At 35.7% G+C, this 21,799-nt stretch carries 19 protein-coding genes; 14 read left to right on the forward strand and 5 right to left on the reverse strand.

Annotated elements, in window-relative coordinates; genetic code table 11:
* Position 1: 1 nt before the first annotated feature.
* The 4 genes from THEYE_RS07665 to THEYE_RS07680 form a co-directional block, all read right to left on the reverse strand.
* Complete coding sequence (locus THEYE_RS07665) at positions 2–910, reverse strand: PD-(D/E)XK nuclease family protein (RefSeq protein ID WP_012545765.1); 909 nt, start codon at positions 908–910, stop codon at positions 2–4.
* 25 nt (positions 911–935) lie between these two features.
* On the reverse strand, positions 936–3,560 hold the full coding sequence (locus THEYE_RS07670; RefSeq protein ID WP_012546426.1) for a CBS domain-containing protein: 2,625 nt from the start codon (positions 3,558–3,560) through the stop codon (positions 936–938).
* On the reverse strand, positions 3,561–4,541 hold the full coding sequence (locus THEYE_RS07675; protein ID WP_012546211.1) for a DUF128 domain-containing protein: 981 nt from the start codon (positions 4,539–4,541) through the stop codon (positions 3,561–3,563).
* 129 nt (positions 4,542–4,670) lie between these two features.
* Positions 4,671–5,864, reverse strand: a complete 1,194-nt coding sequence (locus tag THEYE_RS07680; protein WP_012544973.1) for an IS110 family RNA-guided transposase — start codon at positions 5,862–5,864, stop codon at positions 4,671–4,673.
* 237 nt (positions 5,865–6,101) lie between these two features.
* Here THEYE_RS07680 and THEYE_RS07685 point away from each other — a divergent pair, with 237 nt between their 5' ends.
* The 7 genes from THEYE_RS07685 (at position 6,102) to THEYE_RS07715 (ending at position 12,061) form a co-directional block, all read left to right on the forward strand.
* Positions 6,102–7,688: an L-lactate permease gene (locus THEYE_RS07685; protein ID WP_012546296.1), complete on the forward strand. Its 1,587-nt coding sequence runs from the start codon at positions 6,102–6,104 to the stop codon at positions 7,686–7,688.
* Positions 7,689–7,931: 243 nt separating this feature from the next.
* Positions 7,932–9,308, forward strand: a complete 1,377-nt coding sequence (gene radA / locus THEYE_RS07690; protein WP_012545683.1) for a DNA repair protein RadA — start codon at positions 7,932–7,934, stop codon at positions 9,306–9,308.
* Complete coding sequence (locus tag THEYE_RS07695) at positions 9,280–9,912, forward strand: hypothetical protein (RefSeq protein ID WP_028842469.1); 633 nt, start codon at positions 9,280–9,282, stop codon at positions 9,910–9,912. The genes radA and THEYE_RS07695 overlap by 29 nt, the downstream gene beginning before the upstream one ends.
* Positions 9,905–10,696, forward strand: a complete 792-nt coding sequence (rsmA, locus tag THEYE_RS07700; protein ID WP_012546868.1) for a 16S rRNA (adenine(1518)-N(6)/adenine(1519)-N(6))-dimethyltransferase RsmA — start codon at positions 9,905–9,907, stop codon at positions 10,694–10,696. The genes THEYE_RS07695 and rsmA overlap by 8 nt, the downstream gene beginning before the upstream one ends.
* Positions 10,697–10,828: 132 nt before the next feature.
* Positions 10,829–11,203 (forward strand): Spy/CpxP family protein refolding chaperone, encoded by a 375-nt coding sequence (locus THEYE_RS07705; protein ID WP_012545690.1) that lies wholly within the window; start codon positions 10,829–10,831, stop codon positions 11,201–11,203.
* Between the two features lie 48 nt (positions 11,204–11,251).
* Positions 11,252–11,608: a Spy/CpxP family protein refolding chaperone gene (locus THEYE_RS07710; protein WP_012546564.1), complete on the forward strand. Its 357-nt coding sequence runs from the start codon at positions 11,252–11,254 to the stop codon at positions 11,606–11,608.
* 63 nt (positions 11,609–11,671) lie between these two features.
* Positions 11,672–12,061, forward strand: a complete 390-nt coding sequence (locus THEYE_RS07715; RefSeq protein ID WP_012546030.1) for a MamS/MamX family magnetosome protein — start codon at positions 11,672–11,674, stop codon at positions 12,059–12,061.
* On the opposite strand, the gene THEYE_RS07720 is transcribed toward THEYE_RS07715, so the two are convergent.
* Positions 12,048–12,566: a chemotaxis protein CheW gene (locus tag THEYE_RS07720; RefSeq protein WP_012545419.1), complete on the reverse strand. Its 519-nt coding sequence runs from the start codon at positions 12,564–12,566 to the stop codon at positions 12,048–12,050. The genes THEYE_RS07715 and THEYE_RS07720 overlap by 14 nt on opposite strands.
* Before the next feature lie 422 nt (positions 12,567–12,988).
* On the opposite strand from THEYE_RS07720, the gene THEYE_RS07725 reads away from it, so the two are divergent.
* The 7 genes from THEYE_RS07725 to THEYE_RS07755 all read left to right on the forward strand — a co-directional run bounded on the left by THEYE_RS07725 (position 12,989) and on the right by THEYE_RS07755 (position 21,797).
* A complete protein-coding gene (locus tag THEYE_RS07725) occupies positions 12,989–13,807 on the forward strand; it encodes a DUF169 domain-containing protein (RefSeq protein WP_012544947.1) in 819 nt (272 codons plus the stop codon).
* A 16-nt stretch (positions 13,808–13,823) separates the two neighbouring features.
* Entirely contained in the window at positions 13,824–14,450 is a 627-nt protein-coding gene (locus THEYE_RS07730; protein ID WP_012545597.1) for a TetR/AcrR family transcriptional regulator, read from the forward strand.
* A gap of 69 nt (positions 14,451–14,519) precedes the next feature.
* Positions 14,520–15,665, forward strand: a complete 1,146-nt coding sequence (locus tag THEYE_RS07735; RefSeq protein ID WP_012545408.1) for an efflux RND transporter periplasmic adaptor subunit — start codon at positions 14,520–14,522, stop codon at positions 15,663–15,665.
* On the forward strand, positions 15,665–18,796 hold the full coding sequence (locus THEYE_RS07740; RefSeq protein ID WP_012544956.1) for an efflux RND transporter permease subunit: 3,132 nt from the start codon (positions 15,665–15,667) through the stop codon (positions 18,794–18,796). Before THEYE_RS07735 ends, THEYE_RS07740 begins: the two co-directional genes overlap by 1 nt.
* Complete coding sequence (locus THEYE_RS07745; protein ID WP_200855661.1) at positions 18,793–20,244, forward strand: efflux transporter outer membrane subunit; 1,452 nt, start codon at positions 18,793–18,795, stop codon at positions 20,242–20,244. Before THEYE_RS07740 ends, THEYE_RS07745 begins: the two co-directional genes overlap by 4 nt.
* 2 nt (positions 20,245–20,246) lie before the next feature.
* A complete protein-coding gene (locus tag THEYE_RS07750) occupies positions 20,247–21,191 on the forward strand; it encodes a universal stress protein (protein ID WP_012545334.1) in 945 nt (314 codons plus the stop codon).
* Between the two features lie 210 nt (positions 21,192–21,401).
* Positions 21,402–21,797 (forward strand): putative toxin-antitoxin system toxin component, PIN family, encoded by a 396-nt coding sequence (locus THEYE_RS07755; protein ID WP_012545933.1) that lies wholly within the window; start codon positions 21,402–21,404, stop codon positions 21,795–21,797.
* Positions 21,798–21,799: the final 2 nt, after the last annotated feature.

A 21,799-nucleotide genomic window follows, 5' to 3' on the forward strand; every position in this document is an offset into this window, starting at 1 on the left:
TTTATTTGGTTATATCTTCTATGTTTTTTTCTTCAGTCTCTACGAATTCATCTGAATGGGTATAAATCTCTATTCCAAGCTTTTCTGCCACAGGTTTAGCACGAGGATCTACCATAGGTGAAATTACTATAACTCTATCAACTTTTCTTTGATGTTTCCTCTCGTAAAACTCCTTTTCCCGCCATAAAGTATACATATCAGATTTGCTCATAGAAGATTTGATCTCGCATGCAATTACCATTCCGTTTCTTATTATTAAATCAAGCTCTATTTGATCAGGATGACCGAAAACTTCACCCGTATGATCATAATCAATGTATCTCATAACTTCTATACGGAAAGACTCCTCAATGATTGCTTTAAGTCCGTTGCGGAAGGACTCTTCTGAGTAAAGTCCCCATCTTGCACCAAGTGCCCCAATTGTATAGAGATGTCTTCTATCAATTTTTTCCAGTCTCAGTAAAATTTGATTAATTGTTTTTTGGTTCTCTTCCCATTTTCTATTCCATTCTGCTTGTGTCTCTTCCCATCTCTTCTGACTCTCTTCCCATTTTCTATTCCACTCTGCTTGTGTCTCTTCCCATCTCTTCTGACTCTCTTCCCATTTTCTATTCCACTCTGCTTGTGTCTCTTCCCATCTCTTCTGACTCTCTTCCCATTTTCTATTCCACTCTGCTTGTGTCTCTTCCCATCTCTTGCTCCACTCTTCCCATTTTTTCTCAAATCTTTCTTCAACCTGCAAGATTTGCTGATAAATCTGTTCTATTCTGTCTTCTGTTTTTTTCTTGGGAGGATAATACAGTTTTGTTACTTGCAGAATATACCTGCGGAAAGAGGGATCACTCTTTAAAATTTTAGGCAACTCATTCTTAATTATTTTTTTGACTTCTTCAATGTTCATCTCAACCATAAACTTATAATATCATACAATTCTGTCAGCTTCCAATCTTTTTTGCAAACTCTATCTCTTCTTCCTTTGATAAAAGTCTTCCCTGAAGTTTTTCTCTTAGTATACTTTCTAAAATTTTTCTATAAACTGGTCCTGGTTGAATTCCAAGTTTTTTTAAATCTTCTCCTGTTATTAAAGGTTTTATGTCTTTAAGTTTTGTTAAATAATTGAAAATTGCTTTTTTTTGCCACTCCTTCGCATAAATCATCATCAAAATAATTGTTTCTATATTCAAAGGCTTTAAAAGATTATATATCTGCACATTAAACTCCTGAGAGTTCTCTGCAGTAAACAATTGCAAAGCTTTCTGAGCAGAACTAATATTTTCAATAAGTTCTCTCTTAATATTAACAGGTGCGCATATTCTATGAAGGAGTTCTTCTCTTTCAGATAAGTTAAGATTCCAAAGAATAACCATTAGATAAATAAATTCTTTCCTGTATTCTTCTTTTAAGAAAAGAAGTTCTATGCCTTGTATTGTTTCATAAGCCTTCGCAAGATCATTATAAATTGTTCTTTCTTCAATAGCTGGATGGATTAATTTAAGCAAACCATAATCTCCGAGTCTCTTTATTGAATGATGCGGTAAAGTTTCTTTTAATAATAAAATAAGCTCTTCATAAAGTCTTGGTCCTTTAAGCTTTTCAAAAATGTTCATTTTAACCGCAAGTTTTATAAGATTTTCAGTATGTTTTGATATTTTAAATCCTAATTTCTCTGAAAATCTTATAGCTCTTATAGCTCTGGTGGGATCTTCAACAAAACTCAAATTGTGAAGCACTCTTATTTTTTTATCTTTTATGTCTCTCTGCCCTCCAAAAAAATCTATGAGCAATCCAAAATCTTTTGTATTGAGTTTAACTGCGAGAGCATTTATTGTGAAATCTCTTCTGTATAAATCCTTTTTTATTGATGATGTTTCAACTTTTGGCAAAGCCGCTGGTGATTCATAGTATTCTGTTCTTGCAGTTGCAATGTCTATATAAAATCTTTTTATTTCACCATCTTTTTTTATTTCCTTTAAAATTTTTGCTGTAGCAAATCTTGGATGTGGAGTCACCTTGCCATCTATTTTTTTTGCAAGTTCATGCGCAAAAGCTATTCCATCTCCTTCAACTACAATATCTATATCTGGACTGGGTCTTCTCATAAGGAGATCTCTTACTGTTCCACCTACTAAATAAGCTCCAGATCCCATCTCTTCAGCAAGATTTCCAGCAATGCGCAGGATTTCATAAACTTCCTCAGATAAAAATTCTTTCATTAAATTCGCCACATTTCTTCTGGATTCTTCAGATTCTTCCTTAGGCTTTGAAATCTTAAATTTTCTTATAAGTTCTTCATATAAATTTCGTAATATATCAGTTCTTGTAATCACTCCAACTACTTTTTGTTCTTTTAAAATTGGAACAAATCTCTGATTGAGTTCAACCATATTTTTTTCTATTTCCCACAAAGGTGTATCCTCTTCCGCTGTATAAGCATCTGTTGTAGCAAAATCTACAACCTTTGAATTTTTAAGTCCATGAAATATAGCTTTTTCAACCACTCCTCTGGTTATTACTCCAATAAAACTTTCTCCTTTAAGCACAGGTATAGCATTTATCCCGTATTTTGTCATCATTTCTTCAACTTCTTTTATTGTTCTGTTCCATTGCACAGATATTACAGGAGTTGTCATCAAATCTCTGGCAATGCTCTGAGGTTTTATATATCCCTTTATAAATTTCAAAAGTTCCTCAATCAATAAAGTTACAGGCATCTCTTTCAAAGTAGCACTACCAGCAGCCCAATGTCCTCCACCGCCAAACTGACTCAGTATCAGACCAACATCAACCTGAGGGGTATTACTTCTTCCAATTATTAAGATTTTATCCTGCATCTCAATGATAAGAAAAAGAGCTTCTGTGTCAATAATATCCATTACTTTGTGTGCAATATGAGAAATATCCTGAGGCTCTTCCTGAACACCATATCCTATATTAATTCTTACTCCATTGATTAGATGCTCCTGTAAAGAGTTGAGTAATTCATTAAGTAAGAATATTTCTTCTCTTGAAAGTTCTTCTTTAAGAAATTGAGAAACAATATTTAAATTTGCTCCTCTTTTAAGTAAATATGCCACCGCTTCTACATCTCTTGATGTTGTAGACGGGAAAAGAAGGCAACCTGTCTCCTCATATATTCCAAGACATAAAAGTGTTGCCTCAAGAGGTGTTATTGATATATTTTTTTTCCGAAAAATCTCTGTAAAAAGTGATGCAAGCGCTCCGATTTGCTCTGTTATTTCAAAGTCTGCTTTTATATCATCCTCACCCCTTGGATGATGGTCATAAAGATGAACCTTTACTCCTTTTTTTAAAAACTGAGAGAGTTCTCCAATTCTCTGAATACTTCTTGTATCAACAACTATCAGAGTTTTAACTTTATCTGGCTCAATCTCTTTAATTTTTTTTATTTCAAAGGGATGGAAACTTTCAAAAAAAAGCTTTACTCTCCTTTCCATTGAACCGGGCAGTACAACAACTGCCTCTGGATAAAGTTTTTTAGCTGACATACAGGATGCGATAGCATCAAAGTCTGCATTAAGATGAGTAGTAATTATCTGCATCTATTTAAATTTTTCTAAAACTTCTTCAAAAACAACAAGTTCTCTACAATCATAAAGAACTGAAATAGCAGTTGTATATGTCTGAATATTATTCTCTTCAATTGCAGCAATTGGATTAAGTCCTCCAACAACTATAATACCTACTCTATCCATTCCTACAGGGATATCAAGTAGAGGCTGATTTGGTTCGCCAAACATCATTATTCCCTGAAAGCCTCTTTTTTGCATAATTGAGTAAATCTCTTTCACTTTATCAAGACATACAATCGGCACCTCTCTGAAACTTGCAAGGACTCGACCAAAACCATTTTTTATAGTTCCTAAAACATCTGTCATCTTACCTCTTATAAATATTTCAAGAGGGTCTAATGAAGTACCATCATAACTTATAAGTGCTCCGAATCTATATGATTCACCTTCTCTTATTTCAAGTACCCCTCCAAATCTTGATATTATAGGAATGCCATGTTTTAATAAAATAGCATTTAAAGTTACACTACAAACAGTACCAATGCATACATGGTCCTCTGGCACAAGTATGTTTTCGCTGTCTTTCTCAAGAACAAGAATTCTATCACTCATAACATAAGGAGAAGTAAAAACATTCTCCATTGCTTTAAGAGCTTTTCTAAATTTATTTTTATGTATATATGTGATATTTAAAATAAGACGGCCTTTCATAGCATTTATATCAAAATCTGAAAGATAGCTTAAGGTCTCAATTTTATTTATTATAAAACCAACTTTTTCAACTGTACTTGCTGTTTCAAGTTCCTTTCTGCCTCTCTCAGTAATTCTTCTTCCTTCTTTTCCATAAACTTTTGTTAGTCCTCTTTCATCAAGAATTTTTAAATGATACCTTACTGTCCTTTCTGATAAATTTACCCCATACATTTTAAGTTTTTTGGCAATTTCCTTTGAACCAATAATTTTATTTTCTTTTGAAAGGATTTTTAAAATAGAAAGCAGTGTACGATTCATAATTCCTCCCTTTTATACTTATCTAAAATTATAACATGGGTTGATTTTTATTATAAAAAATTGTTTAAAATATCACGTTTTTTAATTTCTCAAAACTTTTCTGGAGTCAACTATGAAAAATGCACCTCCTTACATACATGGTGAAGGCAAATGAGAAACTTTAAAGGTTGTTTTCTTCTTAAGCATAGCATAGATTACTCTCAAAAGCTTATGAGCAACAGCAAGGATTGCCTTCTTGTAAGGAAGTCCCTGTTGCCTTCTACGGTTAAAGTACTCCCTGAAGTAACTGTTATACATCACTACAGAGACAGCCATAAGCCAGAGCACTCTTCTGAGATGTCTATTCCCTCTTTTAGAAAGTCTGCTACTACCTTTGAACTTTCCAGATTCATAAACCGTGGGGTCAACTCCACAGTAGGCAATCAGTTTCTTCGGAGAGCTAAATCTATTGATATTTTCAATTTCAGCAATAAAATGCATTGCAGTAGTGTCACCTATTCCTTTGATAGATTTAAGAATTTCAATATCCTGACAGAGGGCTGCTTCCTCACAGGAACGTTTAAGTTGCTCAGTAATTACCTCAAGCTGCTCTTCAAGGAAGAAAAGCTCTTTAATCTTACTCTGAAGAAGTATCTCTCTTACAGGGAAGAACTGAGCAATAGAGTCTTGAGCCCATTGTTTAATCTGTTGAGCAGTAACACTCAGTGCTCTACCCCTCTTAAAGCAAAGGAGTCTTTCTATATCAGAGGTTTTAGCAGCTTTAAGTGCCCATGCAGAAGGATATTTTTCAAGAAGCCTCAGGATGCCTTCAGTGTAGATATTTACTCTTCTTTCAAGCTCAGGGAAGAGGACAACCAGAGCTTTTTCGATATCATTTTTAAGCCTTGCAATCTGCTGAGAGAGTCTTTCTCTTTCACGAGCAAGCTCACGAAACTCATGAGACAGGAAGGACTTCTGAGGAAGGCTATGTTGAGCAGTATAAAGAGCAAAGGCAATTCTACGGGCATCGGAGCGGTCAGTCTTGGTTTTTCTGATTTCCATACTCTGAACACCTTTAACGATAAGAGGATTAAGAACAACGCAACTGAAACCTTTGTTACTGAGGTAGACAAAGAGATTCACATAGTAGCAGCCAGAGGATTCTTTACCGATAAGAATAGACTCCTTAGGGAAAGCACTAAGTTTGCGGATAAAAGCCTTAAATCCGTGGGAGTCCATAGGGAATTTTTCTTCAAAGATGATTTCCTCTGGGGAGTGGATAGCACAGGCAGAGAAACTTTCTTTGGAGATATCAATACCGACAAAAACTTTAAAATTGCTCATATGGGCACCTCCAATTTAAGTAATAAAGCAGAGAAGGGCATCTGCCTACCAATCCTCCATGATGACGAGGGCTACAAAGCCCAACCAACTTATCATGATTTAGGCAGAGAGGCAACAAACTCCCGAAAGGACTTAAAAGTCCAGGTGAAATGGAGCTGTCCTTCTCTGCCAGCATCTTATCTGGGTAAAACCCATACATATAAAGTTTATAACAAAAATTATTCGTAGGAGGTTAAAATGGATTTCTTTTTATCGCTTTTCCCGATTCTTGTTGTTCTGATCGGTATGCTTGTTTTTTATCGTTCAGGCAGTTTTGTTTCTGTTATTGGATGGATTCTTGCTGTAATTGTAGCTGCTTACTACTTTAAAACTCCATGGAATGTTATAATGGGTGCCACACTAACAGGAATTGTTAAAGCATTTGGAATCTCTCTTGCTGTTGTTTTTACAATGTTTCTTATATTTTTAATGAGAGAAACAGGAGCATTAAAGAAAATTATTGAATACGTAAAAGGAATTGCCCGAAACAAAGAAGAGCAGACTCTTTTCATTGGTATGGGATTTGGTTCTTTAAGTACATCATTGGGTATGGTAACTCCTGCAATGTTTCCACCAATTTTTTTATTGCTAGGATTCTCTCCTATTGCAGCCATTGGTGTAAGCATACTCTGTTATGACCCTCTTACTTCATTTGCTCTTTTTACAATTCCTTTAACATTACCTTCAAAAGTTGCAATGGCATTTGGCATTAAACCTCCAGGAATAGAAAATTTAAATGAATTTATTTGGGATTATACTTTTAAAGTAACGGTTCTTTTACCTGTTATATCCATAATATTTGCTTTTTTAATGTTGAAAGTTGTTGGCGGGAAACAAGCTATAAAGAAAAACTGGAAAGCAGCATTGATTTCAGGGCTTGTGTTATCAGGTTCTGCTTTAGTAATTGCTGGTTTCAGAATTCTTCCTGTAGAGATAATAGGAATTATATCAGGATTAATCACCATGATTACAGTTTATTTTATTTATCGCAAGCATAATAATAGAGCAACAGATACCAATCTTCCTTTTAATAAAGAAATGTTCAAAGCTTGCCTACCATTTATTTTGCTAATAATAATATCTCTCATTGTGAATATCCCTTCTTTAAAAATGAATCTTGAAAACATTTTAGGTCAGACAGAAGTAATCAGAATCATAGCAGATAAAAAGGAAGACTTGAATATTCTCGGAAATGTATGGTTCTGGATAATGGTTGTTTCATTTATTTCAATATTTATATTGAAACCAACAGGCAAACAATTAGGCAATGTTTTCAAACTTTGGATAACAAGAATATGGGGACCTTTTCTTGCATACTCTCTTTTCTTTGCTGTAGCATTTATTATGGCATGGTCTGCAATGGAGGTGGTTAATGGAAAACTTGTTCCATCACAGTATTTTGCCCAATATAACATGGATAGAATAATAGGAATAACACTTGCAAATATTTTTGGTCCTGCCTATCCCTTTATAGCTCCGTTTTTGGGATTGTTTGGAGCCTTTGTTGGTGGAAGTGAGACAGCTTCAAATGTTCTTTTTGCAAAGATTCAATGGGAAGCAACTCTTTCAACAGTTGGAGCAAATGCTTTTATGTGGATTTATGCTGCTCATGCAGTAGGTGGAGGTATAGCATCCGCTATAACACCGTCCAAAATAACAAATGCTGCTGCAACAATAGGAGTAGGTGGAAAAGAAGAAGCGCAGTTTATCAAAGCAGTTTTAGTACCTGTCTTGCTCATGTGTGTTATTACAGGAGCTATGCTTATGGTAATTGTCTATTTATAACAGGTATAAAAGAGGCTCATACATCTTAAAAAAATAGATTGCTCACCTTTTTCAGAGCTTCAGAATAACAAACAGAGGTGGACGATTACTCACGGAATTCATTCTGAGCATTTAACCATGCTCAGAATGACTATTTATTTAAATGAAAATACTTATGACATCTACTTTTAATTTCAAAGGAGAGAAAACTAAAAGGTTTTCCAAGTTTTGTAAAAAGTAAATAAAATAAATTATCATTAACTCATGAAGCCAAAATTAAAAAGAGTTTTTCAATGCCAAAGTTGCGGATATATTTCACCTAAATGGATAGGCAAATGCCCTGATTGCGGAGCATGGAACAGTTTTGTTGAAGAAGTTATAGAAGCTGAAAGCATAAGTAAGAAAGCAGAAACAGCGAGATTGAAAACTTTAGAAGATATTCAACCTGTTCCTATTAGTTCAATCAAAATCACTCTCTCAGACAGACTATCAACAGGCATTTCAGAACTTGACAGAGTTCTTGGAGGAGGAGTTGTAAGAGGTTCTCTTGTTTTAATTGGCGGAGATCCTGGAATTGGAAAATCCACTCTACTGCTACAAGCAACTGATAATCTTGCGAAAAAATATGGTAGGGTTCTTTATGTATCAGGAGAGGAATCTCTCACACAAATTAAATTAAGGGCTGAAAGACTTGGAGCTATTTCAGAAAATATTCTTCTTCTCAGTGAAACCCTTGTGGAAAAAATTCTTGATTGGGCTTCAGAAGAAGAATTGAATGCTTTAGTAGTTGATTCAATTCAGACAGTTTATACAGAAGAGGCTATGTCAGCACCGGGTTCAGTGAGTCAGATAAGGGAGTCTGCTACAAAATTCATAAATTTTGCTAAACAGAAAGGTATTCCTGTTTTTCTTATAGGACATGTAACAAAAGAAGGAGCAATTGCAGGTCCGAGAGTGCTTGAGCATCTTGTAGATACAGTTCTTTATTTTGAAGGGGACAGAGGATATGCATACAGAATTTTAAGAAGCGTAAAAAACAGATTCGGACCAACAAATGAAATAGGTGTATTTGAGATGACAGGAACAGGATTAATTGAGGTGGAAAATCCTTCACTAATTTTTCTTTCCGAGCATTCTCAAAACAGTGGTTCTGCTATCACAGCAACTATAGAAGGAACAAGAGCAATTCTTACAGAAATACAGGCACTTGTTGCTCCGTCAAACTTTGGTATGCCAAGAAGAAATTTTATTGGAGTTGATTATCAGAGAGTTAATCTACTTGTAGCTGTTTTAGAAAAAAGGGGCAGAATTAATCTCGCAGGAGCAGACATATTTGTAAATGTTGTCGGTGGACTTAAAATTACAGAACCGTCTTCTGATTTAGCTGTTATTTCAGCAATTGTTTCTTCTTTCAGAGATATTCCTTTACATGAAGGAATGGTTATTTTTGGTGAGGTTGGATTAAGTGGAGAGATTAGAGCAATCTCTCAAACAGAAATGAGACTAAAAGAAGCCTCACGAATAGGAATGAAACATGCCATAATACCTAAGAGTAATCTTGAAAGACTTAAAGAAAAATTCAATTTAAAAATAAAAGGTGTAGGGTCAATAAATGAACTTATTGAAATTATTGGCAGTTAGCCTGATTATCTTTCTATTTTGGGGCTGTGCTGAAAAAAAGCCTATTACAGTCAAGGAATTTTATGCTGAAAATATTGCAGATTTCATTAAAAAAATGCAGATTTATGATTCTCTTGAGGGAGTATTAAATCTTCAGTATGAAACAAAAAACAGTGTGTTAAATGGGGATGCCTCATTAAGGATTTCAAAGAATGAGCTTCTGCTAAGAGTTTACTATATGGGGTTTCCAGCAGGTGAGATTTATGAAGAAAATGGAGAAGTTTCATCAAATCTTCTGATTGAAAAAGACCGATTAAAGCAACTCGCAATTGGAATCAGAAAAGGCTTTATATGGTGGAATGGTAATTTTACAGTAAGTGAAGACTCTGAAAACTTTTTTTTAAAGGATGGAGAAAGAATTATTATTTTAAAAAAAGATGGCTTTATGCCTTTAAAACAAACCCTTACTGTTGATAATCAGACAATATTAATCATCTATAATGAATATAAAAAAATTCAAACTGAAGATGGCACTACACTTAATATGCCTTCAAGCATATCTGTTTATTACAAAAATAGAACTCTCAAAATAAAAATAGAGAAAATAAAGATCAAAAATGCATAAAACTATAAGCAAGAAAAAACCAAAACTTGGACAGCATTTTTTAAGAAATGCTGAGATTCTTGAAAAAATAGTAAAAGTTTCAGAAATCAATAGCAATGACAAAGTTGTTGAAATTGGAGCTGGAATGGGAGATTTAACAGAAATTCTATTAAAAAATGCTAAAGAAGTAATTGCAATAGAAATTGACCCTGTTCTTTATAAAATTCTTAAAGAGAGATTTTATGGAAAAGAGAATCTTGTGCTTATCAATGAGAATGCTTTAAAATTCCCATACGAAGAAATTGGACAATTTAAAGTTGTTGCTAACATCCCTTATTACATTACAAAACCTATAATTTTCAAACTTCTAAAACTAAAGAATCTAATATCTATGACTCTTACCATTCAGAAAGAAGTCGCAGAGAGATTGGCAGCAAAACCATCTACAAAAGCTTACTCTGCTTTAAGCATAATAGCTCAGTATTATACACAGGCTGAGATAAAGTTTTATATTCCTGCAAGTTTTTTTAATCCTCCTCCTGAGGTTGAATCTGCTGTAATAAAAATGGACAGAAGAGATAAATCACCTGTTGAAGTGATAGATGAAAAACTTTTTTTCAAAATTATAAAATCAGCTTTTGGGCAAAGAAGAAAAATGATATCCAACTCTTTGAAATCAATTATTGATGAACCTAAGGAGTTTTTAATAAAAATTGGAATAAACCCAATAAAAAGACCCGAAGAACTTTCAATTGAGGATTTTGCTTTTATTTCCAATGAGCTTTGCAAAATTTGCAAAAAATAATGCAATTTTTGCAAAAATAAAGTCTTCTCTATACTAATAATTTTAAAAATCCTTTTAAATTCAAAGCATTTCAATTCTGGCATATAAATTGTTATTTAATAAATAAAAAAAATTCATGAAAGGAGGTGAAGGATGATGAAAAAAACACTTACAATGATAATGGTGGTCGCATTTATAGTTGCACTGATAGGTGGAGCAGCTTACGCATGGAAAGGTGCTGGGTATAGTGGATATGGTTGTCCTGCTTATACGTCAGTTGATCCTCAAAAAGCTCAAAATTTTTATAATGATACGCTCCCTCTCAGACAGAAGCAGCTCCAATTAAGAGGAGAGTTGATGCAGCTTTATGCACAGCCAAATCCTGACTGGAATGCTATATCTCAGAAAAAACAGGAAATGGCAAAAGTTATGACAGAGTTTCAGAAGAAAGCACAGGAATACGGAATTGGATATGGACCAGGATTTGGTAGAATGCACGGATTTGGAAATTGTGGTAAATGTTGGTAAAATAAGAGGGGCTTTGCCCCTCTATTAAAAATTTAAGGAGGCTTAAAGATGAAAAAGTTTTTAACAGTATTTACACTAATGGCTATATTAACAGTATTTGCAGTTGGTGTATCCTTTGCTCAGAAAGGAATGATGGGACCTCAGTATCCTCCTGGCATTGACTCTGCTAAAGCACAGCAATATTGCAAGGAAGTTCAACCACTTTATCAGAAAGACTTACAACTAAGAGGAGAGCTTTTAACCCTCTGGGCACAGCCAAATCCTGATTGGAATGCTATCAAGCAAAAAGAGCAAGAAAGAGCAAACTTAAGAGTTGAAATGCACAAAAAGGCTTATGAAATGGGTCTCCCATATGCACCCGGTGGTAAAAAAGGCTTAAATATCAGAAGAATCTGTGGATGGTAAAAATAAAGGGGGCATAAAGCCCCCTTTTAAAGGGCTAAAATGATGAGATGGAGTATATTCATAATGTTTTTCTTAATAACCATAGGAAAATTTGCAATGGCTCAGCAATTTGAGGAAAGTTATGATCTAAATACAGAAATAACTATTAAAGGTAAAATTGCTGAAGTTATTCAAAGACAGCATGGACCTATAGTGATAGGTATTTTAAAGCAAGATAAAATATATCATGTTTTGACAGCTCCAGGCTGGTATATTGCGCAGGAAAAAATAGAACTTAAACTTGGTGATGAAGTAGTAGTGCATGGTGCAAAGTTTTTTTCAAAAAATGGAGAACTTTTTCTCATCGCAAGGTCAATTCATAACATATCAAACGGGAAAATATATTCTTTCCGTGACGAATTTATGAAACCATGCTGGCGAGGCAAAGGAAATAGAAAATTTATCCCTCAATAGCCGCTTTTTCTGTAGCCTCAACCATTCCTTCAGTTTCTTCTTTGCCAATAAGTTTATCCATATCAAGCAATATGATAAGCCTGTCTTCAAGTTTTGCAATACCCCATATAAATTCTGAACTTACAGAATAAGTCATCGGAGGTGGTGGCTCAACTATATCAGTTGATATTCTTAAAACTTCAGAAACTGAGTCAACAATAAGTCCGATAGTTATACCCTGAATATCCATTATCATAATTCTCTGTTTTGAAGTTTCTTCTTCTTCAGGCAATCCAAATTTTTTTCTTAAGCTAATAACAGGAATAACTTTACCTCTAAGATTAATCACTCCTTCAACATAGTATGGAGCATTTGGAACTCTTGTTATTTCTTTCATTCTGTTTATTTCCTGAACTTTAAGGATATCAACAGCATATTCTTCACCACCAAGAGTAAAAGTGACAAGTTGAAGAATTTTTGTATCTCCGCCTGTTTTTTTCTCGCTTACTACTAATGCTGTATCCATAATGCCCTCCTTAAAATTTATAAAGCAATTTATAATGAAGTGTAACCTATTTTTTAATAAGAGTTCAATACTTTCTTGACATAATCAATTTTTTTCTGATAAACTGAACATTAGTTCACATGAACAGATGTTCAGTTGTATGAGTACAAAATGAAGAACTAAAATTTTTGAAATAAATGAGGATGTTCAATTACTAATGATCATTCCGAGCACCCTCAATGGGTGCGAGGAATCTGACCCTTAGGGTCACCCTGAGCGAAGCGAAGGGTCTCCTCCTTAAATCGGAAAGAGGAGATTCCTCGTCGCTAACGCTCCTCGGAATGACAGATGGAGGTAAATGAAAAATATTAAATTCTAATTCCTTGATTTATAAGAAACTGGGAAATTTTGAACAGTCTCATATAAGAAAGGAGGGCTGAAATATGGAAAGCAAAATAGCAAAGGCTTTAAAAATGGAATTAAATCCTGTGGCAATCATATGGTCAGATAAAAGACCAGAAAATGCCTTGCAATTTAAAGAAGGTAAATGGGGATGCGTTATGTGGTTGTTTGCAAATGCTGTAAAAGGTAAAATAGTTGTTTTTGATAGAAACACGTACGGTTGCTGGGGTGGAGGCGTTGGTCTTGGTTTTGGTAATACATATTTAGATATGGTTGGAGGAATAGAATGTTTTTATTATTTCCTTTCATCAGGTAACAAAGAATGGGAGATTGGGAAAAATGTAGCTGAACAAATTAAACCCCATGTAACTAAAGAATTCTATGAGGAGTTTCTTGAAGGAGAGAGATATTTAAAAACTCCTGAACATGTTAAAAAATTTGTTGAACAGTTACCTATCATTGAGATTCCTACAAAATATGTTATTTTTAAACCTTTAAAGGAAGTAAATTTAGACGAAGAGGAGCCAATAGTTATAGTATTTCCTGTAAATCCTCCTCAGCTTTCTGCCCTCGTTGTTCTTGCAAGTTATGGAAGAGAAAGTTTTGAGAATGTAATAGTTCCATGGGGTGCAGGCTGTCAAACAATGGGAATATACGCATATAGAGAGGCAAAATCAGATTTCCAGAGAGCGGTTATTGGTCTTACAGACCTTTCAGCAAGAACACATGTAAAAAAACAGCTTGGAGATAATCTCCTTACTTTTACTGTTCCTTTTAAAATGTTTCTTGAGATGGAAGAAAATGTTGAGGGAAGTTTTTTTGAAAGAAATGTATGGCAATATCTTATAAAAGAAATCTAAAAAGTAATTTTTAAAATTGGAGGTAGTTAACATAAGCAGGCGTTCAGGATATCAATCAAAGAAAAGAATAATTGATGCAGCCATAAAAGTATTCTCCCAGTATGGCTACAGTGGTGCTACTATGAGAATGATTGCAAAGGAAGCAGAAATAAGTGTTGGAGGAGTTTACCTTTATTTTAGGAATAAGGAAGAACTTTTCCTGTTTTTAATGAGAGAAAAAATAAAAGATTTAGAATTAAAGCTCTCTTCTATTTTGAACAGAGTAAGAAGTTCTAAAGAAGCACTTAAAGAGTATGTCAAAAGTGTTATTGCGCATGCAACAGAAAATAGAGAATTAATACTTATACATACCAGAGAACTGGGTTTTACCTTCGGAATGGAAATTAAAAAGGAGTTTTTTGAGAAACAAAAAAAATTACTAAAAGGTGTAATTGAGAAAGGTGTTCAGTTAGATGAGTTTAAAGAATATAACTCAGAGGAGGCTGCAAAGCTGATAATGCATATCATAAGAGGATATGTATTGTCAGTGGTTGAAGATCCTGAAAATCTCATTGACCCCGATGAATGCGTAAAGATTATTTTCAATGGGTTGCTGAAAGTAAAAGGGGATTCTTCGCCCTCGCTTTGCTCGCGCTCAGAATGACATGAGGAAAATAAAAAGCTATGCTGAGAATGGCAGAAAAAGTTGAAGCTTAAATAAAGAGGTGTTAGAATGCGGATAAAGTTAATGTTAATTTTGTTTCCACTTTTGTTTGCCTTATTTCTTTTAGGATGTGAAAAGAAAAAGCCCATGCCTCAGATACCTGAAGTATCGGTTATTAAAATAGACACAGAGGAGATTCTTCTTACCACAGAGCTTCCTGGAAGGACGTCTCCCTATAAGATTGCTGAGATTAGGCCTCAGGTAAGCGGCATAATTCTTAAAAGATACTTTACTGAAGGAAGCAATGTTAAGGCTGGAGAGGTTCTATATCAGATTGACCCTGCTCAATACAAAGCAGCCTATGACAATGCCAAAGCAGCACTCTCACGGGCAGAGGCAAATCTTCAATCAGTCAAGGCAAAATATGAGCGTTATCAGGAACTCATAAAGGTAAATGCCATAAGCAAGCAGGAGTTTGATGATGTTAAAGCTCAGTATGAGCAGACCCTTTCTGAGATTGAGGCATTGAAAGCACAGGTAAGAAACGCTCAGATTAATCTCGGATATACAAAGATAACTGCTCCTATATCAGGAAGAATCGGCAAATCAAATGTTACAGAAGGTGCTCTTGTCACTGCCTATCAGGCACAGGAACTCACGAGGATTCAGCAACTTGACCCAATTTACGTTGACATTCCTCAGTCAACAAAAGAACTAAGAGAGCTTGAGAAAAGGCTTGAGCAAGGAAGGCTTAAATATGCTGGCAAAGAGCAGAATAAAGTTAAGCTCATTCTTGAAGATGGAACAGACTATCCTCTTGAAGGAACATTGCAGTTTAAGGATGTAACTGTTGACCCGACAACAGGCTCGGTTACTCTGAGGGCAATATTTCCAAATCCAAAGGGTATTTTGCTTCCTGGAATGTTTGTAAGGGCAGTTATACGGGAAGGTATTAACAAAAAAGCTATTCTTGTCCCTCAGCAAGTTGTTTTTCGTGATACAAAGGGTAATCCCTTTGTGTATATAGTTGACAAAGAAAACAAGGTTCAGATAAGGCCAATTCAGGTTGACCGTACTATAGGTGACAGATGGCTTGTCTCAGAGGGACTTGAGGTGGGTGAGCAGGTTGTTATTGAGGGAGTTCAAAGAATAATGCCTGGTGCACAAGTTAAACCTGTGCCTTATACCGAACAAAAGAAGGAGCAGAGCAGATAATGCTATCTAAATTCTTCCTTGAAAGACCAGTCTTTGCATGGGTTATTGCCATTGCTATTATGGGTGCTGGTTGCCTTGCCATTTACAATCTTCCTATTGCCCAGTATCCATCCTTAGCTCCTCCGTCTATTTATATCCAGGCAACCTATCCTGGTGCTTCTGCTGAAACAGTTGAAAACAGTGTCACGCAGATTATTGAAGAGAAAATGACAGGACTTGACAGACTCCTCTATATGTCTGCTGTGAGTGACTCTTCAGGTTCTTGTCGAATAGAGCTTACCTTTGAACCAGGCACAGACCCAGACCTTGCATGGGCAAAAGTTCAGAACAAGCTTCAGCTTGCTATGCCAAGCCTGCCAGAGGCTGTTCAGAAAACAGGAATAAGTGTAGGTAAGGCAACAAGAAACTATCTTTTGATTGTCTCACTCATTTCAGAGGATGGAAGGCTTGATGCCTATGACCTGAGAGACTATCTTAAATCCAATGTAGAAAAAGTTCTTGCAAGAATAGAGGGTGTTGGAGAGGTTGAAACTTTTGGATTTCCCTATGCAATGCGAATATGGATAGAGCCTCACAAACTTGTGAGCTATGGGCTTACAATAAGCGATGTAATTTCAGCAATAAAAGCTTACAATGTGGAGGTTTCAGGCGGACAGCTCGGAGGTGCGCCAGCAAAGGAAGGGCAGAGACTTAATGCTCCTATAATCGTTCAGAGCATGCTTAAAGAGCCCGATGAGTTTGCATCAATTCCTGTAAGAATTAATCCAGATGGTTCATCAGTAAAGATAAAGGACGTTGCAAGAGTTGAGCTCGGCACAGACTATTACGATATAGAGGCTTTTTACAATGGTAAACCCGCTGCTGCCTTAGCTGTAAGACCACTTCCAGGAGCAAATGCCCTTGATGTGGCTGATAAAGTAAAGAACAAGATAAATGAATTAAGCAGAAATTTTCCAGCGGGTGTAAAGGTTGTCTATCCCTATGATACAACGCCTTTCACAAAGGTTGCTATAAATGAAGTTGTAAAGACACTCATAGAAGCGATAGTTCTTGTTTTTCTCATAATGTGGCTTTTCTTGGGAAGCCTGAGAGCCACCCTCATACCTACAATTACTGTTCCTGTTGTGCTTCTTGGCACTTTTGCCGTCCTTGGATTAGCGGGCTATTCAATAAATATGCTTACCATGTTTGCCATGGTGCTGGCAATTGGGCTTCTTGTTGATGACGCTATAGTTGTAGTGGAAAATGTGGAGAGAATAATGCGTGAGGAGAAGCTTCCTGTAAGGCAGGCTGTCATAAAATCAATGGAACAGATTACCAGTGCCTTGATAGGAATAGGTGTGGTTCTTTCTGCTGTTTTTGCACCAATGGCATTTTTTACAGGTTCAACAGGCATAATTTACAGACAGTTTGCCATAACCATTATCTCTGCTATGTTGCTTTCTGTTTTTGTTGCTCTTACCCTTGCACCAGTGCTTTGTGTTACCTTTCTTAGACCTCACAGTGAAAAGCAGAGGGAAAGAAAAAATATTTTCTACTACTTTAACTTGATTTATGAAAAATTTTATGGCTTCTTCTTCAAATCCCGATTTGTTTATACAAAGGTAGTTGAAAACTCCTTCAGAAAAGTGCCTGTCTATATCTGTGTTTACATTATCATTGTTGTGGCGTTAGGGATTATTCTAATGAAGCTTCCTACTTCCTATTTGCCTGAGGAAGACCAAGGGATGATGCTTGCACAGGTCATTCTGCCTTCTGGTTCAACTCTTGAGCAAACAGAAGAGATTTTGTCTGAAGTGAAGGATTATTTTCTACAAAAAGAAAAAGATGCAGTAGATTCAATAATTACACTCGCTGGTATGAGTTTTTCAGGCAGGGCACAGTCTGCAGGGATGGCATTTATAAAGCTTAAAGACTGGCATTTAAGAGATAGTTCAACTCTGAGGGTTAAGGCTATTCAGGCAAGGGCAATGATGCATTTTTCACAGAATAAGAAAGCTATGATATTTGTTTTCCCTCCTCCTTCAATTATAGAGCTTGGTAATGCAACAGGTTTTGACCTTCAACTTATGGATATGGGAGGGCTTGGACATCAGAAACTGATGGAAGCACGAAATCAGTTCTTGTATCTTGCCAATCAGGACAGAAGACTTAAAAATGTAAGACCCAATGGTATGGATGATATCCCCGAGTATAAGGTTGATATAGACTGGCAGAAGGCTGGAGCACTTGGCGTGCCTATTAATTCAATCAATAACACCATATCCGCAGCCTTTGGAAGCAGCTATGTTAACGACTTTATAAAAGGTGGGAGAGTTAAAAGAGTTTATGTGCAGGCAGATACTCCTTACAGGATGCTACCAGAAGATATGAACCGCCTTTATGTGCGTAATAACGATGGGAAAATGGTTCCCTTTTCCTCCTTTGCCTCGGGCAAATGGATCTATGGTTCACCGAGACTTGAAAGATACAACGGCTTTCCCTCTATGAATATATGGGGTGAGCCTGCTACAGGGACAAGTTCAGGAGAGGCAATGAAAGCAGTGGAAGAGATCGTCTCAAAACTTCCAAAGGGAGTAGGTTATGCATGGACAGGTTCATCCTATCAGGAAAGACTTGCCACAGGACAGGCACCAATTCTCTATGGTTTCTCAGTTTTTGTCATTTTCCTATGCCTTGCAGCCCTTTATGAGTCATGGACAATTCCTATTACAAACTTAATACTGCTTCCTCTTGGTATATTTGGTTCTGCAGTAGCAACATGGCTTATGGGACTTTATAACGACGTTTATTTTCAGATAGGATTTCTTGTAACAATGGGGCTTTCGTCAAAAAATGCAATTCTTATTATTCAGTTTGCAAGAGATAGAATCAAGCAGGGAGAGGAATTTCAGAGAGCAACAGTTGAGGCAGCAACAATAAGATATAGACCGGTAATAATGACCTCCCTTGCACTTTTCTTTGGAATTCTTCCACTTGCCATAGCAAGAGGCGCAGGTTCAGGAGCGATGAATGCAATCGGAGTTGCCATTGAAGGTGGAGTTCTTGCAGGAACCTTCGTAAGCATAGTGTTTGTTCCCCTTTTCTTCGTGCTTATTTTGAAGCTCTTCAAAGTAAGGACAGTGAAATGAAGTTAAGAAAGATTAAGGAAAAGATTCTTCGACTGCTTTGCAGGCTCAGAATGACAAAACAAGCCTTAATTTTAATGCTATCCCTGTTGCTTCTTTCCTGCACAATGATTCCCGAATACAAAAGACCTGATGCACCTGTGCCTAAAGAATGGCCTCAAGGTGATGCTTACAGTTCCATTAATTATGAAAAATCACCAAAAGCAACAGAAATTAAATGGAATGAATTTCTCACTGAAACAAAACTTCAGAAAATAATTGAAAAAGCTTTATCTAACAATAGAGACCTTCGACTTTCAGCCCTTAATGTTGAGAGAGCCGCTGCCTACTATGGTATTCAAAGAGCAGAGCTTCTTCCAGCAGTGGATGCAATAGGCACGGGTTATAGAGAGAGAACCCCTGCAGACCTTTCACGGACAGGCAGGGCAGAGACAACTTCTAAATACAGTGTAAGTCTTGGGATTACCTCTTGGGAGATTGATTTATTTGGAAGGCTTCGGAGTCTAAAAGAAATGGCACTTGAGCAGTATCTTGCCCAAGAACAAACTCACAGGGCAGCAAGACTCTCTCTTATTTCTGCTGTTGCTACTGCCTATTATACCTATGCAACAGATAAAGAGAATCTCAAACTGGCAAAAGAAACCCTTAAAAATCAGCAGGAATACTATGAATTAATGAAAAAACGATATGAAGTTGGAGTAATCTCAGAAATAGACCTTCACAGAGTGAGGACACAGGTAGATACAGCCCGTGAAGCTGTAGCACGATATACTCAGGCACTGGCTCAGGATAAAAACACCCTTGACCTTCTTGCTGGTGAGATACTAACTGAAGAACTTTTGCCAGAAGGACTTGAGGTCTTAACCTCTCCAAAGGATATTTCACCAGGGCTTTCTTCTGATATACTCCTTAATCGTCCTGATATTATGGCAGCAGAGCACACACTTAAGGCATACAATGCTCAGATAGGTGCAGCAAGAGCAGCTTTTTTCCCGAGGATTTCACTTACGACGCTTTTTGGAACAGCATCAGCTGAGCTTTCAGGATTGTTTGAATCAGGCTCTAAGGCATGGAGTATTCAGCCCCAGGCAATAATGCCAATCTTTGATGCAAGAGTATGGGCAGCCCATGAAGCTGCAAAGGTCGAAAGACAACTTGCTCTTGTTAATTATGAAAAGACCATTCAGACAGCTTTCAAAGAAGTATCCGATGCCTTAGCAGTGAAAGGCACAGTAGATGAACAGCTACAGGCAATTGAATCTCTTGTGCACTCTCTAAGGGAGACCTACAGGCTTGCAAAAATAAGATATGAAAATGGAATTGACAGCTACATGAGTGTTCTTGATGCGCAGAGGTCTTTGTTTCAGGCACAACAGCAGCTTAACAGCCTTAAGCTTCAAAAATATGCAAATCTATTAACCTTATATAAAGTTATTGGAGGAGGAGAATAAAAATGAAAAAATGTTTTTTTGAAAAAATTTTACTTCCTGTGGACAGAAGTGAGCATTCAAGAAGAGCAGTTAATTTTGCTGGATTATTACTTTCAAAAATGGAAAATATTCTCCCTGAAGTAACTCTTTTTCATGTCATTACAGGTCAACATTTAAGTGAAATTTTAAAAAGTATACATTTGAAAGAAAAGGATATTAAGGATTATGAATTTTTTAAAAAAAGCAAAGAAAAATATATTAAAGAATTCATTGAGCCTTTTTTAAATGAATATGCAGAAATATTAAAAGAAGCAGGTTTTAAAGGAGAAATAAAACAAGAAATAGAAGAAGGAGATGCAGGAAACAAAATAATTGAAATTACAAAGGAACAAAAATTCTCTGCTATCATGATGTCCCGAAGGGGTATGTCAGAAATAAAAAGTCTTATTCTTGGCGGTGTTTCAAACAAAGTTATCTGCAGTCTAAAAAATCAAAATATATATATCGTAGGACAAAAAATTTATGAAGAAAATCATTGCCCAGTTCCTTATATCCTTATTCCTGTTGATGGCTCGGAATATTCTATGAAAGCAGTTGAGCATGGTGCATGTCTTGCAAAATTTGTTAAAGGAATAAAAAAAATTACCATTTTACGAGTAGTCAATATTTCTTTATATCTTGAAAGAATACGACAGGGTATAGACCCAGAGGAAGAAGCAAAAGATATTCTCATAAAAGCCCAAAATGTTTTTCTTAAAGAAGGTATCTCTCCTGAATTGATTAAAACTAAAATCCTCGTTGGATTACCTGCTGAAGAAATCGTCAGAGATATACAGGAACATAATTACAATCTTGTAATCATGGGAAGAAAAGGTCGCTCTGCATTAAAAAGTTTAATTTTTGGCGGCGTAAGTTCAGCAGTGATAAATAGATGTCTTGAGCCGACAGTTGCAATTATAAATATGTAAACAATAAGACAGTCATGAACACAATAATTGTAATTGGCTTAATTGGGAAAGAAGGTTCAGGAACAGTTTGCATAAATTTTTTAAATATTTTTTAAATCTGGTATGATTATCTCATACCAGAAGGGAGGTGTTATGTGCCAAAAGTAGTAAAAAAAAACGATTTCTCTTCCATTTGATTTAGCAAAGGAAGTTGAAAAAAAGGTATCTTTCTTGAGAGTAATTTTTGATGCAAATATTTACATTTCAGCTTTTGTTATTCCAGGCAGTTTAGCAGAAAAAGTTATTTTAAAAATATTAAGAGAAAATTACACACTTTTTATTTCTAAGGAGATTATTGATGAGATTCTTTCGGTTCTTTCAAAAAAATTTGATTATCATAAAGAAATTTTGAGTAGAACTGCACTTTTTCTTACAGAGATAGCAGAAATAATTCATTCCAATAAAAAGATTAATATTTTACAAGATGAAGCAGACAATAAAATTATTGAATGTGCTATTTTAGCGAAAGCAAATATGATTGTTTCAGGTGATAAAGAATTGTTATCACTTAGAGAATATGAGGGTATCAGAATAATAACTTTAAGAGAATTTTTAGAAAGCACTTAATT

Source organism: Thermodesulfovibrio yellowstonii DSM 11347 (genome assembly GCF_000020985.1).
Taxonomy (GTDB): domain Bacteria; phylum Nitrospirota; class Thermodesulfovibrionia; order Thermodesulfovibrionales; family Thermodesulfovibrionaceae; genus Thermodesulfovibrio; species Thermodesulfovibrio yellowstonii.